The following is a 16,684-nucleotide window of genomic DNA, read 5'->3' on the forward strand; positions in this document are numbered from 1 at the left end:
TAAGTTGTTCCTTAAGGAGGTACTTATGCTGAATAAAGAATTAGAGTCGAGTCTTAATAGCGCATTTGCGCGAGCGAGAGATAAACGACATGAGTTTATGACCGTCGAGCACCTCCTGTTAGCGTTAATAGAAAATGATGCTGCTAGAGAAGCCTTGTTGGCATGTCAGGCAGATCTTGATGCTCTCCAGCAAGAACTCGATATTTTCATCGACCAAACAACACCTCTAATCCCAGAGAATGACGAAACACGCGAAACTCAGCCTACGCTTAGCTTCCAACGTGTTCTTCAGCGTGCAGTTTTCCATGTCCAATCTTCTGGCCGCAATGAAGTGACAGGTGCGAACGTGCTTGTTGCTATCTTCAGTGAACAAGAGTCGCATGCCGCTTATCTTCTGAAGAAAAACGACATTAGCCGTTTGGATATTGTTAATTTCATCTCCCACGGTATTACTAAAGCGTCAAGCGGTGGCGATGAGCCGCAGTCTGATTCCTTCAATACTGAAAATGCTGAAGAGGCAAATGGTGAAGAGCGACTAGAAAGCTTCGCGACGAATCTTAACCAAGTGGCTAAACAAGGTAATATCGACCCGCTTATTGGCCGAGACAAAGAACTTGAGCGTACCATCCAAGTCTTGTGTCGCCGCCGTAAAAATAACCCGTTGCTGGTTGGCGAAGCTGGTGTAGGTAAAACTGCGATAGCGGAAGGCCTGGCTTGGCGTATTGTTGAAGGCCAAGTGCCGGATGTGATCAAAGACAGCGTGATTTACTCGCTAGACATTGGTTCATTATTGGCAGGTACTAAGTATCGAGGTGATTTTGAGAAGCGTTTTAAAGCCATCTTAAAGCAACTAGAGAAAGAAGAAGACGCTATTCTATTCATCGATGAGATCCACACTATCATCGGTGCGGGTGCAGCTTCCGGCGGTCAAGTGGATGCAGCAAACCTAATTAAACCATTGCTAAGTAGCGGCAAGCTACGCTGTATAGGTTCAACAACTTACCAAGAGTACAGCAACATCTTTGAAAAAGAGCGTGCGCTGTCTCGCCGCTTCCAAAAAATCGATGTTATCGAACCATCACTCGATGACACGACGAAGATCTTGATTGGCTTGAAGCCGAAATACGAAGCGCACCATGAAGTTCGTTACACTAACAAAGCACTTCGTGCGGCCGTTGAGTTGTCAGCGAAATACATCAATGAACGTCATCTGCCAGATAAGGCAATTGACGTGATTGATGAAGCAGGGGCACGCCACCGCTTAGCGCCGGCAAGTCGTCGCAAGAAGACCGTAGGTGTAGCGGACATCGAAGCTATGGTAGCGAAAATGGCGCGTATTCCTGAAAAGTCAGTCTCGTCGTCAGACAAAGATATCCTGCAAAACCTTGATGACAAGATGAAGATGCTGGTGTTCGGACAAGATGATGCCATCGATGTCCTAAGCGAAGCCATTAAGCTAACCCGTGCTGGTTTGGGTGCAGATAACAAACCTGTCGGTTCATTCCTGTTTGCTGGTCCAACGGGTGTGGGTAAAACGGAAGTGACGGTTCAGCTGTCTAAGCTGTTAGGCATTGAACTTCTTAGATTCGATATGTCTGAGTACGGTGAGCGACATTCAGTTAGTAGACTAATTGGTGCGCCTCCTGGTTACGTTGGGTACGACCAAGGTGGCTTGCTGACAGACGCTGTGATCAAGCATCCTCACTCTGTGGTCCTTCTTGATGAGATTGAAAAAGCGCACCCAGATATCTTTAACCTGCTGCTGCAAGTGATGGATAACGGTACGCTAACCGACAACAATGGCCGTAAGGCAGACTTCCGCAATGTTATCCTAGTGATGACAACCAACGCGGGTGTTCAAGAGACGGTTAAGAAGTCGATTGGTCTAATTCAGCAAGATCACAGTCAAGATGCGATGGGCGAAATTCAGAAAGTCTTTACACCCGAGTTCCGTAACCGACTTGATAACATCATCTGGTTCAATAGCTTGGATGAGCACGTTATCCACCAAGTGGTCGACAAGTTTATCGTTGAACTGCAAGCTCAGCTGGATGCAAGAGGCGTTTCTTTGGAAGTTTGCCCAGAAGCTCGTCACTGGTTGGCAGTGAAAGGTTACGACAAGTCTATGGGTGCAAGACCAATGGGACGTGTGATTCAAGAGCAGCTCAAGAAGCCTTTGGCAAATGAGCTATTGTTCGGCTCTCTTGTTGATGGCGGTACGGTACGTGTAACGCTAGATGAAGACTCGCTTAAGTTTGAGTACTTAGGTACCAAAGAAGAGGCGTTTCATTAATCAAGCATTTGATTGATTTGAAAGTCGCAATAGCAAAAAGCCAGATTTAGACTCTGGCTTTTTTGTATCTGCTCAAAACAGAATTTGTTTAGAGGTCGGGATAATGCTGCTTAAGGTACTGATAGGAAGATTCCACATGGGCAGGGACTTCTTGATAAGTCTGAAACCCTTTTTCTGGATACGTTTTGATTCGCTCAAAATCTTCAACCAGCGCCCGCACTACCATGTCTAACGGCATCTCTTCATTGATGTATTCAAAGAAAGGCTGAGCGCTAGATGTTACCGAAAGCTTTGATACGCTGCCAGGCCATTGCTTTTCAAAAGTCGCTAAAGCTCTTCGTTCCATGAAGGGTTTTTGAACCAAGATGATGTCATCAAAAGTAAGCCCTTTGTCTTGTACTAACTTATAAGTGAAGAGAACATTTTCACCGGTATTGGTGGATTGTGTCTCTGTGAAGATGGCATCGGACGGGACGCCCATGTCTCGAACAATTGCCGCAAAGGTTTCAGCTTCACTTTTGTCGAATAAGCCGTCTGTGAATCGGCCCTCTCCACCTGAAAACACAATAATAGGTGCTAGCCCTTTGTGGTATAGCTCTGCGGTATATTCTGCTACTCGAACGTCGTTGCTACACAAAACAAATAAGGCATCACAAGGCGAAAGCTCATGTTTGAGCAGCATGTAATCCCAAAGCGTTTCTATGTGTTGATAAAGTCTAATTGTCATTGATTTCACCACAGTGAGGTAGGGCGTCTAATACGGAGTTGTATTGGTACAAGTAGCCAGCTTGCAGTAATCGGTCGGTGATGATGCGTTTGTCTTCATCTTCACTAGTAGGCGGCAAATCCACGTTTAACTGGGCTTGTTTAATCGCAGCACGATAAAACTCAGCCTTGTTGACTGTCTCAGGAGAGGTGACGTTGAAGACGCTATAAGATCGTTCTCTATTCCGTAAATTACTGCGTTAAGCGCATCGTCTAAGTGCACCATGTTTGCTGGTGCTTTACTGCTGATCTTTTTTAACTTAGGAGCAAATCGAGCAGGGTGGCGATTGGGGCCAATTAAGCCGCTCATTCGAAATACACAGCCTGACTCAAAGTTGTCATGCAGAGCTTGCTCTGCCTTCAACATGATTTTGGCGTTGTCGGAGAAGCAAGCTGAATGATTGGCTAAGGCGAATGAAGAAGTCTCCTCGCTTGCGTTCAATACATCGGTTGGGTAAACGGTGGTTGAGCTCACCATGACAACTTTGTCGATATTGGCTTTCTGAGCATGCTCGATAAGGTAGCACCAATAGTGATAGTAATTATCGCCACCGCCGGTTCTGAAGCCCGGAGGGAAACAGCCCACAACGACTTGTGAACCTTGCTCAATCAACTGTTCAAATAAAGGCGTTGAGTCGTTATCACTCAGAGAGGTGACAAAACCTGTCACAGGGGATTGGTTGAAGGCGCTTAAATTGTCTTTGCTTCGGCGGCTTGCGTAAACGGTATGACCTTTATCCGTTAGCTTTTCTGCCAATGGTGCGCCTAACCAGCCTGCACCAATAATAGCGATAGTGGTCATTTCAAATCCTTAATCTTTGACTTCTCAACTACCTTAACAAACCGAATGAGTGAAATACATGGAATGTTATCAGCACGATAGTCATGGCAGTTGTAACGGCGATAGGTATGAACAAAAGATCTAATATGGACGAATAAAAAAGCCGCTGTGTCAGCGGCTAGAAAGGATAGGGTTGATTAGCTGGATGTTAGGACTCTTAGTACTCGATCTGCGTGTTCAGCGACTTCAATGCCTTCATCTGTGAGGTATCCACCATCAGGAAGGGTGCATAGGCCTTTGTCGAATAGACGTTTTACAGCATTTTGGACATCTTGCGAGGCGTCGTTGTGTACCTTGATGCCTGTTGCAGCACTGCCGATGTCAAACTGACGCAAAAGGTTAAGCTCAGCGAGATGGTCATTGGTGTATTTCATGCCTTAATCCTTAATCGATTTGTATCAATCAACAGTATGGTGCTATCGAGGAAGCTGCAAATGAATTCGTTTAGAATTGTTATGTGCGACCAGATTGGACATAACGTGTCCAAAGTTTGAAGCCTCTTTTTCCAAATTGGCATAAAGGAGAACCTGTTTAGACTAAAATAGTCTGGTTGAAAGCAAATAATGAGTTTGAGTGATGCTTTTTCTATTAATTTAATATTTATCAATGTCTTACTGAGTTAGAGCTAGTTTGTTTTCCAAGTGAATAACTTAAAAATTTTCGAGTCAAAGCCCGCAAAAAAAACAAAATTGGTTAGTAACAAAAAATCCACTTGAAAAGTGAGGGAAACAGAGCGATTATCCGCGACCTTGTGGTTTGTATCAAAATGTTACTTAAGATGGATATCAATCAATTCGATTCACTACTTCCTCCTCAAATGGCTGAGAGAGCAGCTGAAATTGGTGTCGGGAAGGCAACTAAAGATCCTGTTAAATCATTCCTACTTGCTATATCGGCGGGCATACACATTGGTATTGCGTTTGTGTTCTATACCATTGTGACGACTGGCGCTGGAGATTTGCCATGGGGCATGACTCGCTTTGTCGGTGGACTAGCATTTAGCTTGGGGCTGATTTTGGTGGTAGTGACTGGCGGGGAGCTCTTTACTAGCTCTGTATTGACATTAGTTGCGCGAGCCAGCGGAAAGATCAGCTGGAAGATGCTGTTCAATCATTGGCTGATTGTATACTCGGGTAACCTAGTCGGTGCATTACTGCTTGTGGTGTGCATGTTATTCACCAAACAATACATGTTTGATGGCGGGCAAGTAGGTCTTAACGCGATGGCGATTGCGCAGCACAAGCTGCACCACGACTTTTTGCAAGCGGTTGCCTTGGGTATTATGTGTAATGTGCTTGTCTGTATCGCAGTATGGATGACATTTAGTGGCCGCACACTCACCGACAAAATCATGGTGATGATTTTACCTGTATCCATGTTTGTCTCGGCAGGATTTGAGCATTGCATCGCCAACATGTTTCAAGTGCCACTTGCTATTGCGATCAAAACATTTGCACCTGAGTCCTTTTGGATATCAACAGGTGCCTCGATTGAAGCTTATGCAGACCTTACGATGAGTCACTTTATTCTCAACAATTTGCTACCAGTAACGCTCGGGAACATTATTGGCGGTGGTGTTTTTGTTGGAATGTGGTATTGGCTGATTTACCTCAGAGATTAGTCTCGGTGAGGTCAGCGATATACGAGAGGTTGAGCACTGAGTGTCTCAACCTCTTTTTGTATCTGGTTAGATCAGAGACATCGAGTGACGCGCGGGTGCAGGAATGCCCTGTCTGAGCAGAAACTTTTCATAATTGATGTCTGCGTAGCTCGAATCAACTTCGCTTGGATCATTAACCAGCCAGTTTAAGTTCTCTTCACTTTCACGAGTTGTAGGTGTGTTTGTCATATCCATGACTGCTCTTCCTATGGTTGCGAGACAAGCAAACTGTAGGTGAGAAGTGTGAATGAATCATGATCGATTGATTACACCTTAATGACCGTCTTTCTCGCTCTTAAACGGAGATCCGTGGGCACAAAAACAACTCTCTTTGAATCAATCACTTGAGCTATTAACTATGTTATCCACAATTTCTGTGGATAACATTTATATGTCGTTCATAAAATGTACGATTTAATGAATTTCTCGAAGTTTGAGATGTGAGAATTGGCGTTTTCAATGAGATATAAAGCGACAGTGACTCTACCCGTTTTTTCAATGCATCGACGTAGAGCAAGTTGCAGAGTGATAGTCAGGGAAAGTGACATCATCACGAAGATCGCGATCATAATCATCAATTGATACTTGATGGCGACTAACGGACTTGCGCCACCAAGGATTTGGCCTGTCATCATACCCGGCAGAGTGACTAAGCCCATCGTAGCCATAGACGCTAATGTAGGTGCTAATGCCTTTCGCATCGCCTCTTGCACGAATTGCCGGCTTGCATACAGCGGGTGTGCGCCTAGGGAAATTGCTCCCTCATACTCACTGCGCCTTTCAGAAAAACAGGTAAAGCAATTTTGCAGGGCGACAATATTACCACCGAGGCTGTTGCCCAATAGCATGCCGGCGAGGGGGATTAAGTATTGCGCGCTATAAAAAGGGGTAGGACGAACCACAACGACACAAATAAGAATCAGAACCGGGCTCAGCCCAAGAAACAGACCGGAGAGTACAGGAATAAATAATGGTTTCTTTGGTAGTTTTGCTTTGCCAATGATAGAACTTGCACCAATGATTATCATGATAGACAACCAGAGTAAGTTGACCCAAAGGCTATTGAGATCAAATAGATATTCAAGATACAAACCAACCAAAGCCAGCTGTAATACCATCCTACCAACACCAATTACGATGTCTTTTCCTAGCCTTAGTTGAAAGTAATGGTTAATCAAATACGGGACTATAAGCGTCGTCGAAAATAAGGCGAGCTGCCCCCAAGAAATATCTACAACACTGTCCACGATTACCTTCCTCTACTTAACCATATTTATTGTATGCGAATAGTCAATTCGTTGGCTAGGAGCTTGATCCCTTATGGCTTGGATCCACAGCGCATTTCTCCCTCAAAAGGAGTAGGGAGATGTCTCAATGTTGTGAAAATGTTGTATCTTTAACTAGGTGGTTACCTAATTAATTCTTCACAACTGTTAATATATTTACACATATTTTTTCATCCGAACACATCTCTGGATGAGCTCAAAAAAGTGTTGAATATTAAAGGTTGTAGGCAAGTATTCGATTGAATGGAGTGGAAGGTTTGGTCTAACATTCCGCAGTAGAAATAACAAAAAAAGTCGCGCCGAGCAGAGTGACGTGTGGCTCAATTACTAGATACAAAATAGGCAAATGTATGAGTGATGTTAACAAAATTGAGAGCAGCGAAAAACGCTCGATGGAGTGGAAGTCTTTCTTCTTTATTGCTGTCGTTCTTTTTCCCGTGCTGAGTGTGGCGGTCGTAGGCGGCTATGGATTCATTGTTTGGATGCTACAAGTCTTCGTCTTTGGTCCTCCGGGTATGCATGGTTAATCCCACCTAAGCAAAACACGCACTTTATTTAAACGGTTTAAGAGAACAAATCATGAAATCACTGATTGTTAAAATGTGGCGCACAATGACGCGTCCTGCTGTCCATATCAGCTTGGTGTGCTGACTATGGGTGGCTTTATCGCGGGTGTTATTTTCTGGGGTGGCTTTAACACTGCGTTAGAAGTAACCAACACAGAAGAATTCTGTATCAGCTGTCATACCATGCGTGAGAACGTATACGTTGAACTGCAAGAAACTCCGCACTGGAAGAACAGCTCAGGTGTTCGTGCAACGTGTCCTGATTGTCACGTTCCACATAACTGGACAGATAAGATCGCTCGTAAGATGCAGGCTTCAAAAGAAGTGTTCGCTCAAGTCTTTGGCGATCTTGATACACCAGAGAAATTTGAAGCTCGTCGTCTAGAGCTTGCTCGTCATGAGTGGGACCGTTTCTCTGCAAATGGCTCGCTAGAGTGTAAAAACTGTCACGCTTATGAGTCGATGGACTTCGAGCAAATGTCTCCAACTGCTCGTATTCAAATGAAGCAAGCGGCGGAACGTGACCAAAGCTGTGTTGACTGTCACAAAGGTATTGCCCACCATCTTCCACAAGATATGGAAGCGGCAAGCGGTATTGTTGGCGAGCTAGAACAAGTGGCTAACAGCACTCGCTACTCAAATGGTAATGACGTTATTTCTATCCGTCACCTTCCACTGTACACAGACGCAACTGCAGAAACTGAAGCGGGTCTACTAAGCCCAGCAAGTAAAGTGCAGATTGTTTCTGAGCGTGGCGACATGATGGAAATTCAAATTGACGGCTGGCGTAAAGCAAAAGGCTTTGGTCGTGTAATTCAAGAAGATTTCGGTTTGAACATTTCTACTGCGATTCTTACTCGTGAAGTGTCACAAAGTGACGTTATCACTGTAGGCGAGAAGAAAGAAGATGAGTTGACAGGTCTTCCGTGGGAAGAAGTTAGCCTATCACTGTGGATGAAGAAAGAGTCAATGGTGCCAAGCTTCGATCCAATTTGGAACGCAGCTGGTCAGGCTTACACCACTAACTGTTCTACGTGTCACTCACAGCCGGATGAAGCGCACTTCAGTGCTAACGGTTGGGTAGGTATGCTAGATGGCATGATCGCATTCGTAAACTTCGACACAGATACAGAAGCATTGGTTCTTAAGTATCTACAGAAGCACTCATCAGATTTTTCTGACGGCCATCACTAATAGACGTCAATTGGAGTAACACAATGGCAATTACTAGAAGAAGTTTTCTAAAAGGTGTCGCAACAACAAGTGCGGTATCTGTTATTGGTCCAAGCCTTTTGGCGTCGGCTTCTGCATCGGCTGCAGAAACAGAAGGCACTTGGAAAGTATCGGGTTCACACTGGGGCGCATTCCGCGCTCGAGTGTACGCAGGTAAAGTTCAAGAGATTAAACCTTTAGAACTCGATAAACACCCAACTGAGATGTTGAAAGGCATCAAAGGTATTATCTACAGCCCATCGCGCGTTCGTTACCCTATGGTTCGCCTAGATTGGCTTAAGAAACACAAGTACAGCGCAGATACACGTGGTAACAACCGTTTCATCCGCGTGACTTGGGATGAAGCGCTTGACCTGTTCTATCGTGAACTAGAGCGTGTACAGAAAGACTACGGTCCTTGGGCACTGCACACTGGTCAAACAGGTTGGCGTCAAACAGGTCAGTTCCACAGCTGTACTAACCATATGATGCGTGCAATGGCTCTTCATGGTAACTCGGTTAAGAAGATTGGTGACTACTCGACTGGTGCGGGTCAAACCATCATGCCTTACGTACTGGGTTCTACAGAAGTTTACGCGCAGGGCACATCTTGGGAGCTGATCCTAGAGAACAGTGACAACATCATCCTTTGGGGTAACGATCCAGTTAAAAACCTTCAGGTTGGCTGGACATGTGAAACTCACGAATCATTTGAGTACCTTGAGCAGCTGAAAGAAAAAGTTGCGAACAAAGAGATCAATGTTGTTTCGGTTGACCCGGTTAAGAACAAAACTGGCCGCTTCCTAAACAACGAACAGTTCTACATTCACCCACATACGGATGTTCCGTTTATGTTGGGCGTTGCGCACGTACTGTACAACGAGAACCTTTACGACAAAGAGTTCATCGATACGTACTGTCTTGGCTTTGAACAGTTCATCCAATACGTTCAGGGTGAAACCAAAGACAAAGTTGAGAAAACGCCAGAGTGGGCAGCAGAAATCTGTGGCGCAAGCGCGGATTCTATTCGTAAGTTTGCCAAGATGTTGGTTAACGGCCGTACTCAAATCCTTGTTGGTTGGAGTATTCAGCGTCAAGAGCACGGTGAGCAGCCTTACTGGATGTGTGCGGTTCTTGCAGCAATGGTGGGTCAAATTGGTCTTCCAGGCGGTGGTATCTCTTATGGTCACCACTACTCAGGTATCGGTGTTTCTTCAACTGGTTTTGGTGCGCCGGGTTCATTCCCACTAAACATCGACCAAGGTCAGAAGCCTAAGTACGACAACAATGACTTCAATGGCTACAGCCGAGTTATTCCTGTTGCGCGTTGGGTAGATTCCCTTCTAGAACCGGGTAAGAAGATCAAAGCCAACGGTTCTACTGTGACACTACCAGATATCAAGATGATGGTATTCAGTGGCAACAACCCATGGCACCACCATCAAGATCGCAACAAAATGCGTAAAGCATTTAAGAGCCTGCAAACAGTAGTGGCTATCGATTTTGCGTGGACGGCAACATGTCGTCACTCTGATATCGTGCTTCCGGCATGTACTCAGTGGGAGCGTAACGATATTGATGGTTACGGCGCATACTCTGGCCGTGGTTTGATCGCGATGCATAAGCTAGTCGACCCGCTATTCCAGTCTAAGACTGATTTCGAAATCATGTCTGAACTGACACGTCGTTGGGATCGCTTTGATGACTACACTCGTGGTATGGGTGAGATGGAATGGGTTCGCTCGCTTTATGATGAATGTAAAGCGGCTAACAGTGCGAACTTTGAGATGCCAGAATTTGATGAATTCTGGGAAAAAGGCTTCTTAGACTTCGGTAAAGGTAAGCCTTGGACTCGTCACGCTTCATTCCGTGAAGATCCAGAGATCAACGCACTAGGTACGCCTTCTGGCTTTATCGAAATCACGAGCCGTACAATCGGCAATATGGGTTACGAGCACTGTCAAGAACACCCAATGTGGTTTGAAAAATCAGAGCGTTCACACGGTGGCCCTGGTTCTGACAAACACCCGTACTGGTTGCAATCTTGTCACCCAGACAAGCGTCTTCACTCGCAAATGTGTGAATCTGAAGAGTTCCGCGCGACATACGCAGTGCAAGGTCGTGAGCCAATCTACATGAACCCTGAGGATGCTAAGAAGAAAGGCATTAAAGACGGTGATGTAGTTCGCGTGTTCAACGACCGTGGCCAGCTTCTTGCGGGTGCGGTATTGATGGACAGCTATGCACCAGGTGTTGTACGTATCGAAGAAGGTGCTTGGTATGGCCCGATGAACGAGAAAGTAGGCTCTTTGGATACTTACGGCGATCCAAATACACTGACTCAGGATATTCCTTCGTCTGAACTGGCTCAAGCAACGTCAGCAAACACCTGTTTGGTTGATTTTGAGAAGTTCACAGGCGAGCTTCCTCCGGTTACGTCATTCGGCGGGCCAATCGAAGTTTCTTAATTTCGATAAGCGGTAGAAAATAGTGAAAGCCAGCTGATTACCAGCTGGCTTTTTTGTATCTAAAATCCTTTCAACTTGCTAGTTCGAGCCGCAATAGCGAAGAACTTGCTCTCTGATGGAGGTTAGCTTCTCGGAGTTTTTATTTTGATCTCTCACGCGGCAATTATGAACCTTGGCATCAACCACTTCGCAATTTGGCAACTGACAAAAGGCCAAGATCCTATTGGTAACGGCTCTTGGGTTCGCAACGAAGTCCTCGTAACTAACCGTTAGCACCTGATTACCGAATTTCGACAGTTCTCTTTCATTTGATTCAAGCACTTTACTGAGTTGAAAAGCGGTACTGGCAATACCATCGTCCTTGATTGAATTGAACTCGCGTTGTTCTGCGCTTGAGTATGCCCCATGCCACCATAGTTCATGTCTGCCTTGTGCTTGCCAAAAGGGCACATTGAGTAATGAGTTGACTGTAGCAGTCGGATCGCGAACCACATTTACGAACAGGGCATCTGGGAAGATACTATGCAGATACTCGGCACGTGCAGGCCCAGTGAACTTCATCGCCAGACGCTGCTTGCCTTGGCGAGAGACACGCTTGGCCAGTGTTTCACGAATATTCTCTTTCTCGGATGAGCTGGCGCGCTGATGAAGCAGAAATCCTCGGCTGAAATCAATGTCTTCCCGGGTAATACTCTGCCAAAAACTCCACGCTTCGGCAGGGCGAGGGATATAGTTGTTCATGAATTTGGTTTTATTGAGTTGGCCTTTTTCACCATCCAAACGCCAAAATCGATTTTGAGACAATCGGGTTAACCATGCGGTAGAAGCAACCGAAGGCATCCATTCCAAATAGTTGTCTGGCCATCCTAGATGGTTGTGGCTCAATACAAACTCTGAAATGATGGTTGAACCTGAACGGCCAGGGCCAACGAAAATTATCGGTTTTATCAGTACTTTGTCGTAATCAATCATGTTAATGCTCCTAATCGTCTAACCAACTGATTTTGATAGGAGCAATATTAATGCCCGAAAAAATAGGCAAATAAGTCAGTGCGTTATAACTTTATAGAGAGGAATTTGCAGTTTGATTCCTATTTTGAAACCTAACTTTAAGGTTTCGTGATAGCCGTAACTTTATGATTCAAGATCTCGTAAGACAATGGAGTTATTACACAAAGGATGGCATCAGGCGTTACTAGGAGTCCTATGACCTACGTGATACAACTCGATCTTCATCGAGAAATCGAAACCATTAACTCTGACATTAATGTGCATCGAAAAGGCCAAGAGCTGCAGTTTAAATATGCGGGTTTGTCTAATGATCCGCTCTCAGAACGATACACTCTTTTTACGACTAAGTTTAACTTCGAATCGAGTGCTGTTCTGTTGGGAGATGGTTTTCAAATGCTAGCCCAAACAACAGGGACGGCTGAAAACCCAGAAGATGTCGGCCGTTGTCCTGATGATAGCGCGAGCTACCGTATTTATTCGTCGCAGGAGCCAAAGCGCTATTACAACTACTTGGTTGTTGAGGAACCAGAAGGTTACACACTGTTTGGCTTTTCCAGTTGCCATCGCTTTGCGGGCTATTTCGATATTGTGGAAGAAGACGATGGGCTTTATCTGCATGCCAATATTGATGGCGAAGATACAAGGCCACAAGATTGGGACAGCAATGATTTAGAATCTGTCCTCGTTGTGACGGGAGAAACGCTGTCTGAAGTCTACCGAGAGTATTCCCATTATCTCAAGTTGAACCATCCTCCAAGGCTAAACGTGACAGGAGCAACACCTGTAGGTTGGTGTTCGTGGTATGCCTACTATGCAGATGTAACTAGAACTCAGGTAGAGCAGAACCTGCAATTGATGACTGATGATTTGGACGATCTTGAGTACGTGTTGATTGATGATGGCTATCAGGCTTTATGGGGGATTGGCTGGATCCGTCAGATAAGTTCGCTGGCGGTGTCAAATCGCTTATTGAAGACATCATCTGCCGAGGCAAAAAGCCAGCGATTTGGATAGCGCCATTCATCGCCCAGAGAGAGTCAAAAGTATTCAGGCAAAATCCTGATTGGTTTATCAAGAATGATCGCGGCCAGCCAATGACCGCAGATGAAGTCACTTACGGAGGCTGGCGCTGCACACCTTGGTACTTGTTGGATACCAGTCATCCAGAAGTGATTGAACACCTCACCGAGACTGTTCGTACAATGCGAGAGGAGTGGGGTGTAGAGCTATTCAAAATGGATGCAAACTACTGGGGCGCCTTGAAAGGCAAACGCTATCAAAGAGGGATTACAGGCATAGAAGCCTACCGACTGGGATTGAAAGCGATTGCTGAAGGTGCAGGAGATGCGTTCCTGCTGGGATGCAATTCGCCTATGTGGCCGTCTCTTGGATTAGTGGATGGTATGCGAGTCTCTGACGATGTAGAGCGTCATCCTCACCGTTTTGCTCAAATCGCAAAGGAAACCTTCTATCGAAGCTGGCAGCACTTGAGTTTGTGGCAGATTGACCCTGATTGCGCCACGTTTGTTTCTCTGCCAAACCAAACCACCAATCGAGAAGCGTACGATTTTCATAGAACCGCTTTGTTAGCGTCAAGCGGACTATTGCTGTCAGGTGATCCGTTACCTGACTTGACGATGTTGGCAAGAAGCAACTTGGCAAAGCTGATGCTGCGTGGAAGACGCTGCCAACAAGCGGCCAGATTCAGCTCACTCTCAATGACTCATGGCCAAGTAAAGTTAACAGACAAGAATGATCTTCATTGCGTGTTTAACTACTTTGGTGATGAACAAGAAATCACCTTGCGCTCGGATAGGCCCGTCCATTGGTATGACTATTGGACTGGTCAGAAGTTGTCCGATGATGCTTCAACAGTGATGACAGTAAAACTGGCGGAAGGGCTAACAAGTCGAGCGGTATTAACCGCACCATAAATGGGGCTGTTATGGTGTTTTTTCCCTTGTGCTAGTTGGCTTACATCGAAATTTGTTGGTCGTTGGTTTAGTGATATACCCAAGTGACTTCAAGAGGCAGGATTCAGAGCGTTATCACGGGTTCAAGTTCAAGGCAAATGGCGCAGCGAAATAACGGGTTCTTTCCAAGTCATTTAACGTAGAAATTGAGCCAGTGATACGCTCCCAAAGGGCGAGTTTGCCTAGCTCACACACTTTGTTAACGATTCTTAATTTAGAACCACTAGATTGTCGAATCGTTGCCGCGTTTGTAAACTAGGCAATTCTCGCTGAACCACGCATCTTGAGGTTACTTGGGTATCGGTCTAGCCAAGTCAGATTAGGATGACAAATTCTAAAAATCAGGTAAAGTAACGCCTTTGTGAGCAAACCTGCCTAGAAATAGGCCAATAACAGACTTGAATAGGAAGAAAGATGATTCTAGTTGTCGGTCATAAGAACCCTGATAGCGATAGTATTTGTAGTGCATTGGTTGCTACTGAGCTACTAAAAGCTCGTGGTCTTGATGCAATGCCAATCCGCCAAGGCGAAATTAACCGTGAAACTCAGCACATTTTGGAAGTGGCTGGCGCAGAAACTCCAGAGCTACGTACTTCAGTAGCAGGTGAAAAAATTTGGCTAGTAGATTACTCAGATCTAGCGCAAGCACCTGATGATGTAGCAGAAGCAGAAATTCTTGGTATTGTTGACCACCACCGTCTTGGTGATGTGATGACAGTAAATCCAATGGAAGCTTGGATCTGGCCTGTTGGTTGTACTAACACTGTTCTATTCAACATGTTCAAGATTGAAGGTCACTCAATCTCTCAACAAGTTGCTAAGCTAATGATGTCTGCAATTCTGTCAGACACGGTAGGCTTTGCTTCTCCTACTTGTACTCAAAAAGATAAAGATGCAGTTGCAGAGCTAGCTGAAATCGCAGACGTACAAGATGTTGATGCTTTCATCAAAGATCTTCTAATCGCTAAGACGAACATCGAAGGCCTTTCTGCTGCTGAGCTAGTGGAAAAAGACCTTAAAGGTTACCCATTCAACGGCCGTGACGTTGTAGTTGGTCAAGTTGAGCTAGCAACTCTTGAGCAAGTAGACGGCATGATCGACGCACTTGAGCAAGATCTTGAATCTCGTTGTGAGAAAGACGGTCTAGCATTTGCTGCTGTAATGCTAACAGACATCACTACAGCTCAAACTCGCCTTCTTTACAAAGGTGAGTGGGCTGAGAAGCTTGTTCAGCACGAAGTAAATGGTCAGCTAATGATGGAAAATACGCTTAGCCGTAAGAAGCAAGGTTGGCCTTGGCTTCAAGCTGAGCTAGCGTAATTCGATTAGTTCTATTTCTTAAAGCGCCCACTATACTTAGTGGGCGCTTTTTCTTTTCCTAAAGGGGATACTCACATGTCAAAGACACTGACAGAAGAGCAGATGACAACGATTAATCGTTACAACGAAGAACAACGTTTTCGCTACTGTTTAAAAGAGATCGCAGCGAATCGTGAAGTGTGGATTCTGACCGATGAGCATGGCTGCGTGATGCTTAACACCGAAGAAGACGATTGCGTTCCGGTATGGCCAAATCGCGAGTTTGCAGCTCTATGGGCGACAGGTGAGTGGGAACATTGCCACCCAGAATCGATTTCAGTGAATAAATGGTATAGCCGCTGGACACAAGGCTTGGAAGATGACGAGCTTTCAGTGGTGGTGTTTCCAAATGAAAATGAAGAGGGTGTCGTTCTCTTCCCAGACGAGTTTGATTTCGAACTGAAGAAACAAGCTGCGCGCAGATAAACCCTAGAAGGGTTTAAAGACTAGGCTAAGTGTTTAATAGCCAATGTATTGATATAAAGGGGCTGCTTTCGCTTGCGAGGCAGCCTTTGTTAATACGCCATTTTCTTCGTACCGCTTAATGAGTCGACGAAGTTTTGTTTCAATCTCTTTCCGGTTCATACCCGATTCTAACTCTGGCTCATAAAGCAGTGAAAGCAACACGACATCCAATGGCGAGAGTAAATCTTCCGGACTGGAATCGTTAAAAATGGATGGAAAGACGGATTCAGAGTCGTTAGGCAATCCCATCACTTGAGTTATCTCTTCCACGATACAAGCTAAGAGTTTGCCGTGTTGCCTTGCTTGGTCAACAGGAATAACGATGTAGGCTTCTACAATCTCATAGGTGCTGGGGCGAGCTTTGATATTGGCATTGCAAATAGCGCCGTGAAGATGCTCAGCGCCCTCAGGGCCAGCCAACCTTTCTACGTCTTCACGCCAGCGGTTCTCTTGGGTAAACACCCAAATAACATTGGCTTCTTCACGGCTTTTTGCGTAGGAAATAGGGTGCTTGGTAGTGTCGGATAAATGCTCAAGATGCATTTTAGACAGTTCGGTATGTAGCTCCTCATCGGGCACGTAGTGCTCAAACCAAACCTTAATTGCTGGCGCCATTTTAACAGTGGTTGGTAGTTATCTTGGTATTCGTTCTTTAGCGCAACTTCGATGAACGAGTCGAACACGAAGTCTGGATCTAACCAAGTCTGTTGGCTTGGGCGAGAGAGTGCTTCCGATGTAAACAGGCAAATTGCAATCAAGGTGAGCACTCTCATCAGAAAATCCTA

At 45.3% G+C, this 16,684-nt stretch carries 13 protein-coding genes and 3 pseudogenes; 8 read left to right on the forward strand and 8 right to left on the reverse strand.

Annotation, left to right across the window (positions count from 1 at the left end; translation table 11 throughout):
• Positions 1-25 precede the first annotated feature (25 nt).
• Positions 26-2,293, forward strand: a complete 2,268-nt coding sequence (gene clpA, locus UA76_RS04590) for an ATP-dependent Clp protease ATP-binding subunit ClpA (protein ID WP_047043573.1) — start codon at positions 26-28, stop codon at positions 2,291-2,293.
• A gap of 88 nt (positions 2,294-2,381) precedes the next feature.
• Here clpA and UA76_RS04595 read toward each other — a convergent pair whose 3' ends face one another.
• From UA76_RS04595 to UA76_RS04605, 4 genes are all read right to left on the reverse strand, one after another.
• Complete coding sequence (locus UA76_RS04595) at positions 2,382-3,014, reverse strand: YdcF family protein (protein WP_157617568.1); 633 nt, start codon at positions 3,012-3,014, stop codon at positions 2,382-2,384.
• Positions 3,010-3,138, reverse strand: a complete 129-nt coding sequence (locus UA76_RS25135; RefSeq protein ID WP_272946003.1) for a hypothetical protein — start codon at positions 3,136-3,138, stop codon at positions 3,010-3,012. Before UA76_RS25135 ends, UA76_RS04595 begins: the two co-directional genes overlap by 5 nt.
• A gap of 8 nt (positions 3,139-3,146) precedes the next feature.
• The gene (locus UA76_RS04600) at positions 3,147-3,860 is read right to left on the reverse strand and encodes an NAD(P)H-binding protein (protein ID WP_052771949.1); all 714 of its coding nucleotides are present in this window, start codon (positions 3,858-3,860) and stop codon (positions 3,147-3,149) included.
• A gap of 176 nt (positions 3,861-4,036) precedes the next feature.
• Positions 4,037-4,273 carry a TIGR02647 family protein gene (locus UA76_RS04605; RefSeq protein ID WP_047043579.1) on the reverse strand — a complete coding sequence of 79 codons (237 nt, stop codon included), beginning with the start codon at positions 4,271-4,273 and terminating at the stop codon, positions 4,037-4,039.
• A gap of 404 nt (positions 4,274-4,677) precedes the next feature.
• Between UA76_RS04605 and focA the strand changes: the two genes are divergently transcribed.
• Entirely contained in the window at positions 4,678-5,520 is an 843-nt protein-coding gene (gene focA, locus UA76_RS04610) for a formate transporter FocA (protein ID WP_047043680.1), read from the forward strand.
• A gap of 66 nt (positions 5,521-5,586) precedes the next feature.
• On the opposite strand, the gene UA76_RS23600 is transcribed toward focA, so the two are convergent.
• A complete protein-coding gene (locus tag UA76_RS23600) occupies positions 5,587-5,754 on the reverse strand; it encodes a hypothetical protein (protein WP_157617566.1) in 168 nt (55 codons plus the stop codon).
• Between the two features lie 203 nt (positions 5,755-5,957).
• A complete protein-coding gene (locus UA76_RS04615; protein ID WP_047043582.1) occupies positions 5,958-6,806 on the reverse strand; it encodes an ABC transporter permease in 849 nt (282 codons plus the stop codon).
• 389 nt (positions 6,807-7,195) lie between these two features.
• On the opposite strand from UA76_RS04615, the gene torE reads away from it, so the two are divergent.
• The 3 genes and pseudogenes from torE to torA all read left to right on the forward strand — a co-directional run bounded on the left by torE (position 7,196) and on the right by torA (position 11,091).
• Positions 7,196-7,372: a trimethylamine N-oxide reductase system protein TorE gene (gene torE / locus UA76_RS04620; RefSeq protein ID WP_047043584.1), complete on the forward strand. Its 177-nt coding sequence runs from the start codon at positions 7,196-7,198 to the stop codon at positions 7,370-7,372.
• 52 nt (positions 7,373-7,424) lie between these two features.
• Positions 7,425-8,605, forward strand: a pseudogene (gene torC / locus UA76_RS04625) (pentaheme c-type cytochrome TorC).
• A gap of 23 nt (positions 8,606-8,628) precedes the next feature.
• A complete protein-coding gene (torA, locus tag UA76_RS04630) occupies positions 8,629-11,091 on the forward strand; it encodes a trimethylamine-N-oxide reductase TorA (protein WP_047043590.1) in 2,463 nt (820 codons plus the stop codon).
• 78 nt (positions 11,092-11,169) lie between these two features.
• On the opposite strand, the gene UA76_RS04635 is transcribed toward torA, so the two are convergent.
• Positions 11,170-12,063 (reverse strand): sulfotransferase family protein, encoded by an 894-nt coding sequence (locus tag UA76_RS04635; RefSeq protein WP_047043593.1) that lies wholly within the window; start codon positions 12,061-12,063, stop codon positions 11,170-11,172.
• Between the two features lie 234 nt (positions 12,064-12,297).
• Between UA76_RS04635 and UA76_RS04640 the strand changes: the two are divergent.
• The 3 genes and pseudogenes from UA76_RS04640 to UA76_RS04650 all read left to right on the forward strand — a co-directional run bounded on the left by UA76_RS04640 (position 12,298) and on the right by UA76_RS04650 (position 15,860).
• Positions 12,298-14,036: pseudogene (locus UA76_RS04640) on the forward strand (glycoside hydrolase family 36 protein).
• Between the two features lie 453 nt (positions 14,037-14,489).
• Positions 14,490-15,395, forward strand: a complete 906-nt coding sequence (locus tag UA76_RS04645) for a manganese-dependent inorganic pyrophosphatase (protein WP_047043596.1) — start codon at positions 14,490-14,492, stop codon at positions 15,393-15,395.
• A 75-nt stretch (positions 15,396-15,470) separates the two neighbouring features.
• The gene (locus UA76_RS04650) at positions 15,471-15,860 is read left to right on the forward strand and encodes a DUF2750 domain-containing protein (protein WP_047043599.1); all 390 of its coding nucleotides are present in this window, start codon (positions 15,471-15,473) and stop codon (positions 15,858-15,860) included.
• Between the two features lie 33 nt (positions 15,861-15,893).
• On the opposite strand, the pseudogene UA76_RS04655 reads toward UA76_RS04650, so the two are convergent.
• Positions 15,894-16,672: pseudogene (locus UA76_RS04655) on the reverse strand (DUF2927 domain-containing protein).
• Between the last annotated feature and the right edge of the window lie 12 nt (positions 16,673-16,684).

The sequence above is a fragment of the Vibrio mexicanus genome (assembly GCF_001012815.1).
In the GTDB taxonomy this organism is placed as follows: domain Bacteria; phylum Pseudomonadota; class Gammaproteobacteria; order Enterobacterales; family Vibrionaceae; genus Vibrio; species Vibrio mexicanus.

What these genes read in the sequence shown, in the direction of transcription:
- clpA (WP_047043573.1), top strand. Translation starts at nt 26, where the DNA reads ATGCTGAATAAAGAATTAGAGTCGAGTCTTAATAGCGCATTTGCGCGA.
- UA76_RS04600 (WP_052771949.1), bottom strand. Translation starts at nt 3,860, where the DNA reads ATGACCACTATCGCTATTATTGGTGCAGGCTGGTTAGGCGCACCATTG.
- UA76_RS04605 (WP_047043579.1), bottom strand. Translation starts at nt 4,273, where the DNA reads ATGAAATACACCAATGACCATCTCGCTGAGCTTAACCTTTTGCGTCAG.
- focA (WP_047043680.1), top strand. Translation starts at nt 4,678, where the DNA reads ATGGATATCAATCAATTCGATTCACTACTTCCTCCTCAAATGGCTGAG.
- UA76_RS23600 (WP_157617566.1), bottom strand. Translation starts at nt 5,754, where the DNA reads ATGGATATGACAAACACACCTACAACTCGTGAAAGTGAAGAGAACTTA.
- torE (WP_047043584.1), top strand. Translation starts at nt 7,196, where the DNA reads ATGAGTGATGTTAACAAAATTGAGAGCAGCGAAAAACGCTCGATGGAG.
- torA (WP_047043590.1), top strand. Translation starts at nt 8,629, where the DNA reads ATGGCAATTACTAGAAGAAGTTTTCTAAAAGGTGTCGCAACAACAAGT.
- UA76_RS04635 (WP_047043593.1), bottom strand. Translation starts at nt 12,063, where the DNA reads ATGATTGATTACGACAAAGTACTGATAAAACCGATAATTTTCGTTGGC.
- UA76_RS04645 (WP_047043596.1), top strand. Translation starts at nt 14,490, where the DNA reads ATGATTCTAGTTGTCGGTCATAAGAACCCTGATAGCGATAGTATTTGT.
- UA76_RS04650 (WP_047043599.1), top strand. Translation starts at nt 15,471, where the DNA reads ATGTCAAAGACACTGACAGAAGAGCAGATGACAACGATTAATCGTTAC.